This window comes from Pseudomonas sp. TSRC2-2, assembly GCF_049897785.1.
Taxonomy (GTDB): domain Bacteria; phylum Pseudomonadota; class Gammaproteobacteria; order Pseudomonadales; family Pseudomonadaceae; genus Aquipseudomonas.
In genome coordinates this window covers 267,686-283,042 of the sequence record NZ_JAFCWZ010000010.1, presented here as the reverse complement: position 1 = coordinate 283,042, position 15,357 = coordinate 267,686, and the positions used below count along the sequence as shown (strand labels likewise).

The 15,357-nt window shown below is 60.9% G+C and carries 13 protein-coding genes; 6 read left to right on the top strand and 7 right to left on the bottom strand.

What is annotated here, in order from left to right; genetic code table 11:
- Positions 1-86 precede the first annotated feature (86 nt).
- The 5 genes from ACP7D9_RS21170 to ACP7D9_RS21150 all read left to right on the top strand — a co-directional run bounded on the left by ACP7D9_RS21170 (position 87) and on the right by ACP7D9_RS21150 (position 5,790).
- The gene (locus ACP7D9_RS21170) at positions 87-1,751 is read left to right on the top strand and encodes an AMP-binding protein (protein ID WP_426159512.1); all 1,665 of its coding nucleotides are present in this window, start codon (positions 87-89) and stop codon (positions 1,749-1,751) included.
- 18 nt (positions 1,752-1,769) lie between these two features.
- Complete coding sequence (locus tag ACP7D9_RS21165) at positions 1,770-2,531, top strand: SDR family NAD(P)-dependent oxidoreductase (protein ID WP_426159511.1); 762 nt, start codon at positions 1,770-1,772, stop codon at positions 2,529-2,531.
- A gap of 13 nt (positions 2,532-2,544) precedes the next feature.
- Positions 2,545-3,738 (top strand): acetyl-CoA C-acyltransferase, encoded by a 1,194-nt coding sequence (locus ACP7D9_RS21160; RefSeq protein WP_426159510.1) that lies wholly within the window; start codon positions 2,545-2,547, stop codon positions 3,736-3,738.
- A gap of 135 nt (positions 3,739-3,873) precedes the next feature.
- The gene (locus ACP7D9_RS21155; protein WP_426159509.1) at positions 3,874-5,001 is read left to right on the top strand and encodes an acyl-CoA dehydrogenase; all 1,128 of its coding nucleotides are present in this window, start codon (positions 3,874-3,876) and stop codon (positions 4,999-5,001) included.
- Positions 5,002-5,016: 15 nt separating this feature from the next.
- A complete protein-coding gene (locus tag ACP7D9_RS21150) occupies positions 5,017-5,790 on the top strand; it encodes an enoyl-CoA hydratase (protein WP_426159508.1) in 774 nt (257 codons plus the stop codon).
- 92 nt (positions 5,791-5,882) lie between these two features.
- On the opposite strand, the gene ACP7D9_RS21145 is transcribed toward ACP7D9_RS21150, so the two are convergent.
- From ACP7D9_RS21145 to ACP7D9_RS21125, 5 genes are all read right to left on the bottom strand, one after another.
- Positions 5,883-7,034: an acyl-CoA dehydrogenase family protein gene (locus tag ACP7D9_RS21145; protein ID WP_426159507.1), complete on the bottom strand. Its 1,152-nt coding sequence runs from the start codon at positions 7,032-7,034 to the stop codon at positions 5,883-5,885.
- Positions 7,035-7,037: 3 nt separating this feature from the next.
- On the bottom strand, positions 7,038-8,144 hold the full coding sequence (locus ACP7D9_RS21140; protein WP_426159505.1) for an enoyl-CoA hydratase/isomerase family protein: 1,107 nt from the start codon (positions 8,142-8,144) through the stop codon (positions 7,038-7,040).
- 244 nt (positions 8,145-8,388) lie between these two features.
- Positions 8,389-9,075 (bottom strand): HPP family protein, encoded by a 687-nt coding sequence (locus ACP7D9_RS21135; RefSeq protein WP_101160243.1) that lies wholly within the window; start codon positions 9,073-9,075, stop codon positions 8,389-8,391.
- A gap of 156 nt (positions 9,076-9,231) precedes the next feature.
- Positions 9,232-10,410, bottom strand: a complete 1,179-nt coding sequence (locus tag ACP7D9_RS21130) for an MFS transporter (RefSeq protein WP_426159503.1) — start codon at positions 10,408-10,410, stop codon at positions 9,232-9,234.
- A 118-nt stretch (positions 10,411-10,528) separates the two neighbouring features.
- Complete coding sequence (locus tag ACP7D9_RS21125; protein ID WP_101160237.1) at positions 10,529-11,908, bottom strand: UDP-glucose dehydrogenase family protein; 1,380 nt, start codon at positions 11,906-11,908, stop codon at positions 10,529-10,531.
- A 241-nt stretch (positions 11,909-12,149) separates the two neighbouring features.
- Between ACP7D9_RS21125 and ACP7D9_RS21120 the strand changes: the two genes are divergently transcribed.
- Positions 12,150-13,088, top strand: a complete 939-nt coding sequence (locus ACP7D9_RS21120; protein ID WP_313001209.1) for a site-specific integrase — start codon at positions 12,150-12,152, stop codon at positions 13,086-13,088.
- Positions 13,089-13,094: 6 nt separating this feature from the next.
- Here ACP7D9_RS21120 and ACP7D9_RS21115 read toward each other — a convergent pair whose 3' ends face one another.
- Together ACP7D9_RS21115 and ACP7D9_RS21110 are read right to left on the bottom strand one after the other, a co-directional pair.
- The gene (locus ACP7D9_RS21115; RefSeq protein WP_101160233.1) at positions 13,095-13,643 is read right to left on the bottom strand and encodes a PqiC family protein; all 549 of its coding nucleotides are present in this window, start codon (positions 13,641-13,643) and stop codon (positions 13,095-13,097) included.
- A 17-nt stretch (positions 13,644-13,660) separates the two neighbouring features.
- Positions 13,661-15,316 (bottom strand): intermembrane transport protein PqiB, encoded by a 1,656-nt coding sequence (locus ACP7D9_RS21110; protein WP_397478126.1) that lies wholly within the window; start codon positions 15,314-15,316, stop codon positions 13,661-13,663.
- Positions 15,317-15,357: the final 41 nt, after the last annotated feature.

The following is a 15,357-nucleotide window of genomic DNA, read 5'->3' as shown; positions in this document are numbered from 1 at the left end:
ACCATTGCCCCAGGCCCCGCAGAGCGCGACTATCGTTGCGTTGTTTACGGTTCCCAGCCTAATAAAAACACCGAGGGATTCTGGCAATGCGTGATTACTTGTCCGCCACCGAACAGTTCGATTATCAGCACACCATCGACACGTCGCTCAGCGGCACGCTCGCGGCACTCAACGCCTGCATCGAGTGCTGCGACCGCCATGCCTTGCCAGGCCGCATTGCGTTGTTCTGGGAAGGTCGCGACGACTCGAGTGCGACTTACACCTTCACTGATTTGCAGGACAAAGCCGCGCGGTTCGCCAATTTCCTCCTCGCCCAAGGCGTGAAGAAGGGCGACAAGGTTGCCGGGCTGCTGCCGCGCAACGTCGAGTTACTCATCACCGTGCTCGCCACCTGGCGTATCGGCGCGGTGTATCAGCCGCTGTTTACCGCGTTCGGCCCCAAGGCCCTCGAACATCGACTGAACAGCTCCGGGGCGAAAGTCGTGGTGGCCGACGCGGTTAACCGGCCCAAGCTCAATGAAGTCAGCGCATGCCCGACCATCGTCACCGTTGGCGGCGACAAAGGGCAGGGTATCGTTCGCGGTGACTACAGTTTCTGGGCCGAGCTGGCCAGCTATTCCAATGTTTGCGAACCGCTGTTGCTGTCTGGCGAAGACCCGTTCCTGCTGATGTTCACCTCGGGTACCACCGGCCCGGCAAAAGCGCTGTCGGTGCCGCTCAAAGCGATTGTCGCTTTCCAGAACTACACGCGCGATGCGGTAGACCTGCGCCCCGAAGATGCCTTCTGGAACGTCGCCGATCCGGGTTGGGCCTATGGCATTTATTTCGGCGTGACCGGGCCGTTGGCGCTGGGGCACCCGATCACCTTCTACGATGGCCCGTTTACCCTCGAAAGCACCTGCCGGGTGATCAACAAATACGGCATTACAAATCTCACCGGGTCGCCCACTGCCTACCGACTGCTGATTGCCGGTGGCGAAGCATTCGCCACATCGATCAAAGGCAGACTGCGCATTGTCAGCAGTGCCGGTGAGCCGCTGAACCCGGAAGTGATTCGCTGGTTCGCCGACAAGCTTGACGTAGTCATCCACGATCATTACGGCCAGACCGAATTGGGCATGGTCTTGTGCAACCACCACGGCCTCGAGCATCCGGTGCACGTCGGCGCCGCTGGTTTCGCTTCACCGGGGCATCGCATCGTCGTGCTCGATGAGCAGTTCAACGAACTCGGCGTCGGTCAGCCGGGCATCCTCGCCATCGACCGCCCGCAGTCGCCGATGTGCTGGTTCGGCGGCTACGAAGGCGCGCCCACGAAAGCCTTCGTCGGCAACTACTACCTGAGCGGCGACACCGTGGAGTGGAACCCGGACGGCAGCATCAGTTTCGTTGGCCGCAGTGATGATGTGATCACCACCTCCGGCTACCGCGTCGGCCCGTTCGACGTGGAAAGCGCCCTGATCGAACACCCGGCCGTGGTCGAAGCGGCGGTCGTCGGTAAGCCCGACCCGGAACGTACCGAACTGGTCAAAGCCTTTGTCGTACTGAGCGCGCAGTACCGCGCCGCGCCGGAGTTGGCCGAAGAACTGCGCCAACACGTGCGCAAGCGTCTGGCCGCGCATTCGTACCCGCGTGAAATCGAATTTGTCAGCGAATTGCCCAAGACCCCGAGTGGCAAATTGCAGCGCTTTATCTTGCGCAACCAGGAAATCGCCAAGGCTCAAGAGGCCGCGGCGCCTAACGTTTCAGCTTGAATCCAAGGAAACACCGTCATGCAGATCGAGAACAAGGTTTTTATCGTCACCGGCGGCGCGTCCGGCCTCGGTGCGGCCAGCGCTGAATTGCTGGTCAGTGCCGGCGCCAAAGTGATGCTGGTCGACATGAACGCCGAAGCCGTCGCCGCGCAGGCTCAGCGCCTCGGCGCGCAAAGTATGGTTGCCGACATCAGTAACGAAGCCGCCGCCGAAGCCGCTGTGCAGGCGACCGTCGCCGCATTTGGCAGCCTCAATGGCTTGATCAACTGCGCGGGCATCGTCCGTGGCGAAAAAATCCTCGGCAAGAACGGTCCGCACGCCCTGAGCAGTTTTGCTCAGGTGATCAACGTCAACCTGATCGGCAGCTTCAACATGCTGCGCCTGGCCGCTGCGGCCATTGCCGAGAGTGAAGCCAACGCTGACGGCGAGCGTGGGGTGATCATCAACACCGCATCGGTCGCTGCATTTGACGGCCAGATCGGCCAGGCGGCGTACTCGGCATCGAAAGGCGCGATCGCCAGCCTGACCCTGCCGGCCGCGCGCGAGCTGGCGCGCTTCGGCATCCGCGTGATGACCATCGCACCGGGCATCTTCGAAACGCCGATGATGGCCGGCATGACCCCGGAAGTCCGCGACTCGCTGGCCGCCGGCGTGCCGTTCCCGCCACGCCTGGGCAAGCCCGCCGAATACGCTGCGCTGGTGCGCCACATCATCGAAAACAGCATGCTCAATGGCGAGGTGATCCGTCTCGACGGCGCCTTGCGCATGGCAGCCAGGTAAAGGGGAATCCGTCATGACTCTGTCCAACGATCCGATTGTTATCGTCAGCGCCGTCCGCACTCCGATGGGCGGTTTTCAGGGTGAACTGAAAAGTCTCACCGCACCGCAACTCGGCGCGGCGGCGATCAAGGCTGCGGTAGAACGCGCCGGTGTCGCCAGCGACGCAGTTGATGAAGTGCTGTTCGGTTGCGTACTGCCCGCCGGCCTCGGCCAGGCGCCGGCTCGCCAGGCTGCGCTGGGTGCCGGGCTGGATAAATCAACGCGTTGCACCACGGTCAACAAGATGTGCGGCTCGGGCATGCAGACCACGATCATGGCCCACGACATGCTGGTGGCCGGCAGCGCCGACGTGGTGGTTGCCGGCGGCATGGAAAGCATGTCCAACTCGCCGTACCTGCTCGATCGCGCCCGCGCCGGCTATCGCATGGGCCATGGCCGCGTGCTTGATTCGATGTTCCTCGACGGGCTCGAAGACGCCTACGACAAGGGCCGTCTGATGGGCAGCTTCGCTGAAGATTGCGCCGAGGCCAACGACTTCAGCCGCGAAGCGCAGGATGCGTTCGCCATCGCCTCGACCACCCGCGCACAGCAGGCGATCAAGGATGGCAGCTTCCAGGACGAAATCGTCCCGCTGACCGTCACCGTCGGCAAAGAGCAGGTCCTGATCAGTCACGATGAACAGCCGCCTAAAGCCAAACTCGACAAAGTCGCCTCGCTGAAACCGGCGTTCCGTGAGGGCGGCACGGTCACTGCCGCCAACTCGAGCTCAATCTCCGATGGCGCGGCGGCGCTGGTGCTGATGCGCCAATCCCATGCGCAGCAACTGGGCCTCAGACCGCTGGCGGTGATTCACGGACACGCTGCGTTCGCCGACACCCCGGGCCTGTTTCCCACCGCACCGATTGGCGCGATTAGGAAACTGCTGAAGAAGACCGGTTGGGCGCTGGACCAGGTTGATCTGTTTGAGGTGAACGAGGCGTTTGCGGTGGTCGGCATGGCGGCGATGGCGCACCTTGAAATTCCTCACGACAAGCTCAATGTGCATGGCGGCGCCTGTGCGCTGGGCCATCCGATCGGTGCGTCGGGCGCGCGTATTCTGGTGACGTTGCTGGCAGCGCTGCGACACAAACAGCTCCAGCGCGGGATTGCTGCTATCTGCATTGGCGGCGGCGAAGCCACGGCCATGGCGGTGGAATGCCTCTACTGACCCACACAAATCCCTGTAGGAGCCGACGAGTGCAACGAGGCTGCGATCTCTTGATCTTGTTTTTCAATTTCAAGATCAAGGTCAAAAGATCGCAGCCTCGTTGCACTCGACAGCTCCTACACTCAAGGACTCATCATGATCCCCAACGATGACCAAACCCAGATCCGCGACATGGCCCGGCAGTTTGCCGAAGAGCGGCTCAAGCCGTTCGCCGCTGAGTGGGACCGTGAGCACCGTTTCCCCAAGAACGCCATCGCCGAGATGGCCGAACTGGGCTTTTTCGGCATGCTCGTGCCGGAGCAGTGGGGCGGTTGTGACACTGGCTACCTGGCTTATGCCATGGCGCTGGAAGAAATCGCCGCCGGTGACGGAGCGTGCTCGACGATCATGAGCGTGCACAACTCAGTGGGCTGCGTGCCGATTCTCAAATTCGGTAATGACGATCAGCGCGAGCGCTTCCTCAAACCGCTGGCCAGCGGCACCATGCTCGGGGCCTTTGCCCTGACCGAACCGCAGGCCGGTTCCGATGCCAGCAGCCTGAAGACGCGCGCCCGACGGGAAGGCGATCACTACGTATTGAACGGCTGCAAACAATTCATCACCTCCGGGCAGAACGCCGGCGTCGTGATCGTGTTCGCTGTGACTGACCCGAGCGCAGGCAAGCGCGGGATCAGCGCGTTTATCGTGCCGACCGACTCACCCGGCTACAAAGTCGCACGGGTCGAAGACAAACTCGGCCAGCACGCCTCCGACACCTGCCAGATCCTCTTTGAAGACGTGAAAGTGCCGGTCGCCAATCGCCTCGGCGAGGAAGGTGAGGGCTACAAGATCGCTTTGGCCAACCTCGAAGGTGGCCGCGTCGGTATCGCCGCGCAGGCTGTGGGCATGGCGCGCGCTGCGTTCGAAGCTGCCCGTGACTACGCCCGTGAGCGTGACACCTTCGGCAAGCCGATCATCGAGCACCAGGCCGTGGCGTTTCGCCTGGCGGACATGGCCACGCAAATCGCCGTCGCCCGGCAGATGGTGCACTACGCAGCCGCCTTGCGCGACAGCGGCCAGCCTGCGCTGGTCGAGGCGTCGATGGCCAAGCTGTTTGCCTCGGAAATGGCCGAGAAGGTCTGCTCCATGGCCTTGCAAACCCTCGGCGGTTACGGTTACCTCAACGATTTCCCGCTGGAGCGCATCTACCGTGACGTGCGTGTCTGCCAGATCTACGAAGGCACCAGCGACATTCAGCGCATGGTGATTTCGCGCAATCTCTGACAAGGAATTTTATTCATGACTTACGAAACCATCCTCCTGGAAACCCGTGACCGCGTCGGCCTGATCACGCTCAACCGGCCCCAGGCGCTGAACGCCCTCAATGCGCAACTGGTCAGCGAAGTGAACCACGCGCTGGATACGCTGGAAGCGGACGCACACATTGGTTGCATCGTCCTCACCGGTTCAAAAAAAGCCTTCGCCGCCGGCGCCGACATCAAGGAAATGGCCGAGCTGACCTATCCGCAGATCTACATGGACGACCTGTTCAGCGACAGCGATCGCGTGGCCAACCGACGCAAACCGATCATCGCAGCGGTCAACGGTTTCGCCCTCGGGGGCGGTTGTGAGCTGGCGCTGATGTGCGACTTTATTCTGGCTGGCGACAATGCCAAATTCGGCCAGCCGGAAATCAACCTCGGCGTGTTGCCGGGCATGGGCGGCACCCAACGTCTGACCCGCGCCGTGGGCAAGGCCAAAGCCATGGAAATGTGCCTGAGCGGACGCATGATCGACGCGGTGGAAGCCGAGCGCTGCGGCATCGTCGCGCGGATCGTGCCGAGTGACGAGCTGCTTGATGATGCGCTGAAGGTCGCAGCGGTGATCGCTGGCAAGTCACTGCCGATTGCGATGATGATCAAGGAAAGTGTGAATCGTGCGTTCGAGGTCAACCTGACCGAGGGTGTGCGTTTTGAGCGCCGGGTGTTTCACGCCGCGTTTGCGACGCAAGACCAGAAGGAAGGGATGGCGGCGTTTATTGACAAGCGTGAGGCTGTATTCCAAGGCAAATAGATGCGGTGCCTAAGCTGACGCCTTCGTGAGCAGGCTCGCCCCCACAGGGATCTCCACCGCCCAATGTGGGAGCGGGCCTGCTCGCGAAGCTTTTAGAGCTGATAGTTCTTCAAATCCCGCGCAATCACCATCCGCTGTATCTCGCTCGATCCTTCATAAATCTGGGTAATCCGCGCATCGCGGTAGTACTTCTCGACCGGGTAATCCTCCAGATAGCCATAGCCGCCATGGATCTGGATTGCCGACGAACAGACCTTCTCGGCCATTTCCGAAGCGAACAGCTTGGCTTGTGAAGCCTCGGACAAACACGGTTTGCCAGCGGTGCGCAGCCGCGCCGCATGCAGAATCAGCAACCGCGCGGCGTTGATCTGCATGTGCATGTCAGCCAGCAGATTGGCGATGCTCTGGTGCTCGATGATCGGCTTGTCGAATTGCACGCGATCCTTCGCATAGGCCAGCGCCGCTTCAAACGCCGCTCGCGCGATGCCTAATGCCTGCGCCGCGATGCCGATGCGTCCGCCTTCAAGGTTGGACAGGGCAATCGCCAGGCCCTTGCCGCGTTCGCCGAGCAGATTGGCCTCGGGGATGCTGCAGTTGTTCAGCGTCACCGCGCAGGTGTCGGAAGCACGGATGCCCATTTTGTGTTCGGTGCGATCGACGATGAAGCCCGGCGTATCGGTCGGCACCAGAAATGCGGAAAGCCCTTTCTTGCCCAGGTCCGGGTCGGTCACGGCGAAGACGATCGCCAGTTTCGCCCGTTTGCCATTGCTGACAAATTGCTTGGCGCCGTTGATCACCCACTGGCCGTCGCGCAGTTCGGCGCGGGTGCGCAGGTTGTGCGCTTCGGAGCCGGCCTGGGGTTCGGTCAGGCAAAAGCAACCAATGGTTTGCCCACTGGCCAGATCGGCCAGCCAGGTCTGTTTCTGTTCGTCGCTGCCGTAGTTGAGCACCGGGCCGCAGCCGACCGAGTTGTGGATGCTCATGAACGCGCCGGTGGCCCCATCGCCGGCAGAGATTTCCTCGACGGCCAGCGCATAGGCGACGTAATCGACATAAGTACCGCCCCATTCCTCAGGCACGACCATACCGAGCAAACCCAGCTCACCCATCTTCGCCACGAGGGCGTCGTCGATCCAGCCAGCCTTTTCCCAGGCTTGTGCGTGGGGCGCGATTTCGCCACGGGCAAAGTCCCGGGCCATGTCGCGGATCATCACTTGTTCTTCAGTCAGTTCTAGATCGTGCATGGCTCAGCTCCCGCTCTCATCAAAACCATGGAAGAAACTCGCGACCTGCGCAGCGTCCAGCTCAGCGACGGTCGGCGGGTTCCAGCGCGGTGACTTGTCCTTGTCGATCAGCAGGGCGCGCACGCCTTCGATCAGGTCGCCACGGGCAAACCACTGGCGGTCCAGATGCAGCTCCAGAGCAAAGCAGTGCTCCAGACTCAAATGCCTGCCGCGACGGAGCATTTCCAGGGTCACAGCCATGGCCAGCGGCGAGCGGGTTTGCAGCAGATCCGCCGTGGAGACCGCCCATTCGTGGCTGTCGGCGACGGTGACGGCGCGCAATTGCTCGATCATGCTCGGCACGTCGGGCAGGGCGAAGAAGTGATCGATGGCCGGGCGTAGAGCCTGGAGCGGCGCATCCGGCAAAGTTTGTACGGCATACTTGGCCAGCAGGTTCTGCAGCGACTTGAGCGGCGTGTCCTGCCACTCCATGTTGTCGAATTTTTCGTCGAGCAGGGCCAGTTTGCTGCTGTCCAGATACCAGTCGGCGAGGCCGCAATACAGTGCATCGGCAGCGCGGATCTGCACGCCGCTGACGCCCAGATAAATCCCCAGCTCGCCGGGAATGCGCGGCAGGAAGTAACTGCCGCCAACATCGGGGAAATAACCGATGGCCACTTCCGGCATCGCCAGACGGCTCTTCTCGGTGACCACGCGCAGATCGGCGCCTTGCACCAGACCCATGCCGCCGCCGAGAACGAACCCGTCCATCAACGCCAGCACCGGTTTGCGGTAGTGATGAATGGTCAGGTCGAGGGCGTATTCCTCGACGAAGAAATCTTCGTGCAGCGTGTCGCCGCTTTTGAAACTGTCGTACAGCGAGCGAATGTCGCCGCCGGCGCAGAATGCCTTTTCACCCGCACCGCGCAATACCACGGCGTGAACATTGGTGTCGGACGCCCAGGCATCAAGCTGCTGTTGCAGCAGACGCACCATGTCGAGGGTGATCGCATTGAGGCCCGCAGGGCGGTTGAGGGTCAGGTGGCCGATATGGTTGCGCACCTCGGCCAGCACGTCGTTTTGCATCGCATCCATGGACGGGGTCCGCCGGGATGAAGCCTGAGCTGTCATCAGTAACTCCCTGCTTTTATTATCTTTATTCGAAAAGCCCGCGCGCGGGCGTTAGCGGATCGTAACAGTGCAAATTTGCCGTGTACAACGGGGATATGTGCAGGGGGAATCTGCGTTTTTCTCTCAGGGCTGCTTTCTGTGCGCGTAGGAGCTGACGAGTGCAACGAGGCTGCGATCTTTTGATTTCAAGAAACAAGATCAAAAGATCGCAGCCTCGTTGCACTCGTCAGCTCCTACAAGGCGATCATCGGAAGGTTTCAGTAATGCTGCGGCGTTTGGCGTGCAATTCGCTGGCGTGGATCAGGCGTTCAAGGTCTTCGGGGGTGACGTCGATGAAAGCCTCCATGTCGGCCAGCGCCAGTTTCAGGTCTTCGGCGGTGATCGCCTGGCGGTCGACCGGGACCACTGGCGGTGCAGGTTCAGCAGCGCGTTTCGGATAGCGGATGCGGGTGAGGTTGTTGTAGGCCAGCGCGCTGGCAAGCATGCACAGGGCGCCGAGCATCACCGGTTCCATGGCTTTCCAGTCCATGGCGATGGTGGCCGGATCGGCCAGCACCAGTGTCAGCGCCAAGGCGCCGGCCGGTGGGTGCAGACAACGCAGCCAGCACATCAGGATCACCGCCATGCCAGCGGCGAGGCAGGCACTACCCAGCGTTCGACCGAGCACATGGGCTACCAGCAAGGCAACCACTCCAGCGCACAAGTACCCGCCGAGAATCGACCACGGTTGGGCGAGGGCGCCGGAGGACACGGCGAACAGCAGCACCGCCGAAGCACCGAGCGGGCCGATCAGGTGAAACGCAACGTCGTGCCCGAACACCTGCGCGCACATCCACACGCTGAACAACGTGCCCAGGCCCATGCCGATCGCGGCACGGCTCCATTCAGTAGGGCGGGTATTGATGGCGGCGGGCAACCAGCGAGCAAGCATGTAGAACTGATCCTTTGCAAAATTCGAGGCAAAAAAAAGGACTTGTCCGGCATATCCGGAAAGCCCTCGAAGCGTTCCAACATTGGGGGAGGAACGCGCGTAGTTTGCCGATCAAAGTGGATGCTGACAAATTCATATAAATGCAGTTTTAGTGCACTATTTTTGAATTGAAGCAGCGCGGCGCGCGCTGACAAAACAAAGATAGCCGCCTAGCGCTGCCAGCGCGCTCAGGGCGAAGAACATACTCGGCGCAGGCGTATGCATCAGCAGAAACCCGCAGATGACCGGGCTCGCCCCGCCGCCGAGTGCTGCGAGGTTTTGCGCGCCGTAGTAGCTGCCGCGCAATGCCTCCGGGGCGAGGGTGTCGACGAAGAGGAAGTCGGCCGGGTAGATGATCATCTCGCCCAAAGTGAAAATGAACATGGCCGCGCACCAGCCGAGCAGGCTGTCGGCCACGCTGAAACCGATGAGGCCGATAATGAATAGCGCGGTGCCGCCGGCAATCCAGTGACGCAGGTGTTCGCGACTCAGCCAGCGCCCGACCTGGTACTGCAGCACGATGACCGTGATTGCGTTGCAGGCCAGCAGGGCGGCCATCGTGTCGAGCATTTGTTGCTGGGTGTGGGCGACCAGCAGGTATTGCGACAGGTACAGGGTGAAACGCCCGTGCACCAATGTGCTGAGCAGGCAGCCAAGGGTGAACAACACCATCGTCCGGTCATTTTTGAGGATCACCAAGGTGTTGAGGAAACTCTGCGGCGCGCTGCCGACAGATAATGGGCGGGCATCCCTGGCCCCGCCGAACAGCAGAAAAATACTGCCAATGGCAATTGCGCCGGCAACGATGAACGGCGCGGATGGCTGCACCCCGGCAATCACCACGCCGAGCATCGGGCCGACGGCGTAGCCGATATTGGTCAGCGTGTAATTGAGCGAAAACGCCTTGACCCTCTGGCCCACCGGCAGGTGTTCACTGAGGATCGCCTTGCTGCCGATCAGAAACAGCGCCGACGCGGTCTCGCTGATGATCAGCACCACGGTGACCAGATACAGATTCTGCGCGACGGTCAGCAGGATCAGGCCTATACCGCTGGAGAGCATGGTCAGGATCAGCAACTGGCGCTTGTCGAGCCTGTCGATGATGTAGCCGCCGTACAGCGACAGCAACGTGGCGCTGAACACGGCGATGCCCAATAGCAAGCCGACATCCTGCGGATTGAGCCCCAGTTTGTTGCTGAGAAACAAGGTCAGCAGCGGACTGATCAGTGCGCGACTGATGACCACGGTCAGCGAGCTGATCATCAATCGGCGAATGAACGGAGAATAGATGGCCACGGAAGGGGAATGTCCTTATTCGGGAAGCCTTGGGCGAACGCCATCCTCTCTGTGCAGGCGCCACCGGTCAACCTCCATGGCACCACACACAACTTCAGCTGGACACCACAGGGCCAGCTCAAGCCACGTCCGAAGCCGCCGGCCTCTGCCGCAACGTAATCGGTAACTTGCACGACTCACCGCGGCCCATCGGGAAATACTGAAAACCGTTACGCGCCAGGCGTTCAGCGTCATACAGATTGCGGCCATCAAAAATCACCGGGCTGTTCAGACGCTGTTTGATCAGCTCGAAATCCGGCGCCTTGAACTGTTGCCATTCGGTGCAGATGATCAGCGCGTCGGCACCGGCCAATACTGATTCAGGCGTCCCCATCAACATCAGTTTTGGCTCGTTTGGATAAAGCCTCTGGGTTTGCTGCATGGCTTCGGGATCGAACGCACGCACGCTGGCGCCAGCAGCCCATAAAGCTTCGAGCAGTACCCGGCTCGGCGCGTCACGCATGTCGTCGGTGTTGGGCTTGAACGCGAGGCCCCACAGAGCAAAGGCCTTGCCGCGCAAGTCGCCGTGGTAGAACGCCTTGATGCGCTCGAACAGCTTGTGCTTCTGCCGCTGATTGATCGCCTCGACCGCTTGCAGCAGATCACTGGAACAATGCGCCTGCTCGGCACTGTGAATCAGCGCGCGCATGTCCTTGGGAAAACACGAACCGCCGTAGCCGCAACCCGGATAGATGAAGTGATAGCCGATCCGCGAATCGGCGCCGATGCCATGACGCACCGCTTCAATGTCCGCACCGAGGTGCTCGGCAAGTTCGGCGATCTGGTTGATGAAGCTGATTTTGGTCGCCAGCATGCAGTTGGCGGCGTATTTGGTCAGCTCGGCGCTGCGCAGGTCCATGAACAGGATGCGCTCATGGTTGCGGTTGAACGGTGCGTACAGATCGCGCATCACCTCGCGCACTTCCGCGCCTTCGCAACCAATGACAATACGGTCCGGGCGCCGGCAATCGGCAACGGCAGAGCCTTCCTTGAGGAATTCCGGGTTGGAGACGATATCGAACTGCAGCAGTCGGCCGACCTTGATCAGGGCCTTTTCGATGTAATTGCGCAAGGCATCGCCCGTGCCCACCGGCACCGTGGATTTTTCCACCACGATCAATGGCTGCTCACGATGTTGAGCAATAGCGTCGCCGACTGACAGCACAAAGCGCAGATCTGCCGAACCGTCCTCGCGTGACGGCGTGCCCACTGCGATAAACGCCACGCGCCCATGCAACACCGCGAACCGCTCATCAGTGGTGAATAACAGGCGTTTCGAATCCAGGCCCTCGCGTACCAGGCTGGCCAGCCCTGGCTCGAAAATACTGACGTGGCCCTCGCGTAACTGCTCGATCTTCTGCGCATCGACATCCATGCACACGACCTCGTGACCGACCTCAGCCAGCACCGCCGCCTGCACCAGACCGACATAACCACTGCCAAACACCGTGATCTTCATGCCGCACTCCTGCTTGCAGTTCCCTGCATTGAAGATAAGAGCGCGATGTTTCAGTTCGCCTACCGCAGAGGAGGCAGCATTCCGACCGTTCGGGGAATGCCCGATTGACTTTTACGACCTCGAACGTCAGGTTGTCGCCCTTTGGCGGCAACCCCTGTCATTGAGTCAGGCCGTTTTTTACGTTCCATTTCATACATTTATTGTTTTTGTTGAATCGTTTTTTATTTCAAGGCCGTTTCGTTTGAGTGATTTGTCGAGTACCCAGCCCGCACCGTCCACCAGCAATCCGCTGACCGTTTACCTGGCTCGACTGGCGCCTTCCAGCCAGTTGACCATGCGCTATGTGCTGCAAGACGCCGCCGACCGCCTCGGTTTCGAAGATGTCGATATCGAAGAAATCCCCTGGCACGGCCTGCAACCGGAAGATGTGGTGGCGCTGGTCGCCGCTTTGCGTGCCGACGGTTACGCGCCGAATACGTCGTCGCTGTACGTGAACGCGGTGCGCGGCGTGATGAACGAAGCCTGGCGCATGAGCCTCATCACGCAGGATCACCTGCTGAAGATGCGTTCGGTCAAAGGCATTGCCGGTACACGCTTGTCTCAGGGGCGAAACCTCAAGCGCACGCTGATTCACGAACTGATGGAAGTCTGCGCTGCCGACCCGCGCCCGCAGGGCTTGCGTGACGCAGCAGTGATTGCGTTGCTGTACGGCACCGGCATGCGCAAGTCGGAATCGGTGGATCTGGATCTGAGTCAGGTCGACTTTCGCGAACGCAGTCTGACGGTCACCGGCAAAGGCAACAAGCAGTTGATCAAGTACGCGCCGGCCTGGGCATTTGCCAAACTCGACGCCTGGCTGCAGCTGCGTCGTTCCCAGCTCAAGGAAGGCGAGAGCGACGATGCGTTTCTGTTCAACCGCATTCGCCGGGGCAGCCACATCACCCGCGAGCGCATCACCAAACACGCGATTTACTACATCGCCCGCCAGCGTGGTACTCAGGTGGGGGTGAAGATCATGCCCCATGATTTCCGTCGTTCATTCATCACCCGGGTGATCGAAGAGCACGACCTGTCGATCGCGCAGAAGCTTGCCCATCACAGCAATATCCAGACGACCGCCAACTACGACGTGCGCGATGACAATGAGCGGCGGCGGGCGGTGGATCGCTTCGATTTATAGACGGTGTCAGCTTTGCGGCGGGCAGCGCGAGCCGGTGGCAGTCTGCGCGATGTGCGCAGCGAGACGTTTGACGTTGTTCTGTTGCGCAGTCACCAGGTCTTCGATGCTCGGCCCTGAAGACGTCTGCAGGACCGAACGGCAGGTAAGCATCGCCGCGTCCGCCGCCCCCAGCGGGCGAACTCGCCATTTCACGTCGATCAAGGCGTACTGGCCGGGAATCGAATCGAAGCGCTGTACATCGACGCGCACGGAGGCTCGATGCTGGCCGACGCCGCCGCTCAATTGATCGGCCAGCGCGCCGCGTAATTCATCGGCAAGCGTGGCGCTCCACCAATCGGTATCAAGAATGGCCACGCCGCTGTTGCCTTGGCGAATCACAATCTGCGCGCGATCGACCTGCGGCGGCACGCTGATGCTTTCGATAGCGATGTCGGCGCCATTGCGACTGGCGCCCGGTTGCGCCGGGGTCAGCGTGTGAAAGCTGATCGGGTCGCTGCGGCACGACGTCAGTAGCACGAACGCAGCGAGCACGGTGATCTTCAACGGTAAAGCCATGGAGGCAGCTCCTGTGCTCAATTGCGTGGCGGTCCTTTGAGGTCCAGCGGTGCGGCGTTATCGGGACGCCCGCGAATCAGCGACTCAGGATGGCGACCAAGGTAATCCGACAGCTCACGCAACGATCGCGACATGCGCCCGAGCTCGTCGAGGGTCTCGGTCAGTTGCTCGCGTTGCGGTGAATCCTCGGCGAGAGTCGAATTGGCGGACTGCAACGTCTTGCTGACGTCGGCGAGAGTGCTCTGTACACCCGGCAGGGTTCTGGCGTTGAACTGCTTCAGCCCCTTGCGCAACTCGACCAGATTGCCGTCGAGGTTGTTGGCGATGCGCTCCACCGGCAGTGCGTTGATCTTGTTGACCATGGCTTCGAGTTTTTCCTGCAACTGTTCGAGGCTCCCTGGGACGGTCGGAATAGTGACCGGTCGTGCGGTAGGGTCGAACGCGACCTTCGGCGCTTTGGGGTAGAAATCCAGCGAGATATACAACTGCCCGGTGAGCAGGTTGCCATTGCGCGCCTGGGCGCGCAGACCGTTTTCAATGAATGTGCCGATCAGGCGCGCGCCGGTGGCCTCGTCGTTTTCGTCGCCATGGTAGGTCTTGAGGATTTTTGCGTGGGCGCGGCCGAGTCGCTGCGGATAAATAACGATGCCGACATTGACTGGAAAGGTGCGTTTGACCTCGTCGAAGTCGAGGTTGACTGCCACCACTCGACCGATTTCGATGCCGAGGAACTCGACCGGCGCATCGACCTTGAGCCCGCGCAAGGCCTGATCAAAACGCAGGGCCAGATACTGCGCCTTGCCGTCGGGCGGGGCGAGGGCAGCGGTCTGGTTGGCGAACAGTTCGAAATTCCTGTCTTCGCTGGCCAGCGTGTCGTTGGGGCTGTAGTCCGGCGCTCGGAAAGCGATGCCGCCCACCAGCAAGGTCGACAGCGACTCGGTTTTTACCGCAAAACCGTTGGCGCCGACATTGATGTCGATGCCGCTGGCGTTCCAGAACCGGGTATTTTCGGTGACGTAGGCATCATTGGGCGAATGCACGAAGACTTCGATGTTGACGCCTTTGCCGTCCGGGTCGAGCGCGTAGGAGACCACCTGGCCAACGGGAATCTTGCGGTAATAGACGGGGGAACCGATGTCCAGCGAGCCGAGGTCGGCAGTGTGCAGAGTGAAGCGCTTGCCCGGTTCGCCGTAGGTGATCGGCGGGGGGTTCTCGAGGCCTTTGAAGTTTTTTGCCCGATTGCTGGCCTGACCGATGTCGGCGCCAATGTAGTCACCCGACAGCAGCGTATCGATGCCCGAGACGCCGCCAGCGCCGATGCGTGGACGCACCACCCAGAACTGGGAATCCTCGCGAGTGAAGGCTTCGGCCTGTTTGGCCAGTTTGATCGTGGCGTTGACATTTTTATGATCGTCGGCCAGTTCGACCTCTGAGACATGGCCGATGACCACGTTGCGGTACCTGACTTCAGTCTTGTTGGCGGTCAGGCCATCGCCGGTCTTGAAGGTGACGGTGATCGTCGGGCCTTCCTGCAGGATGTTGTGTATCACCAGCGAAATGCCCACCAGCACCGCCACAATCGGCACGATCCATACCAGCGAAATGCCGAAACGGCGGGTTTTGATCGGCGCCTGACCGGGTGCTCGCGGTTCGTCGCTGGCTGACGACTTCATCCATGTCCTCCTCAATTAATCGGGCACTGAGCGTCAGGAAC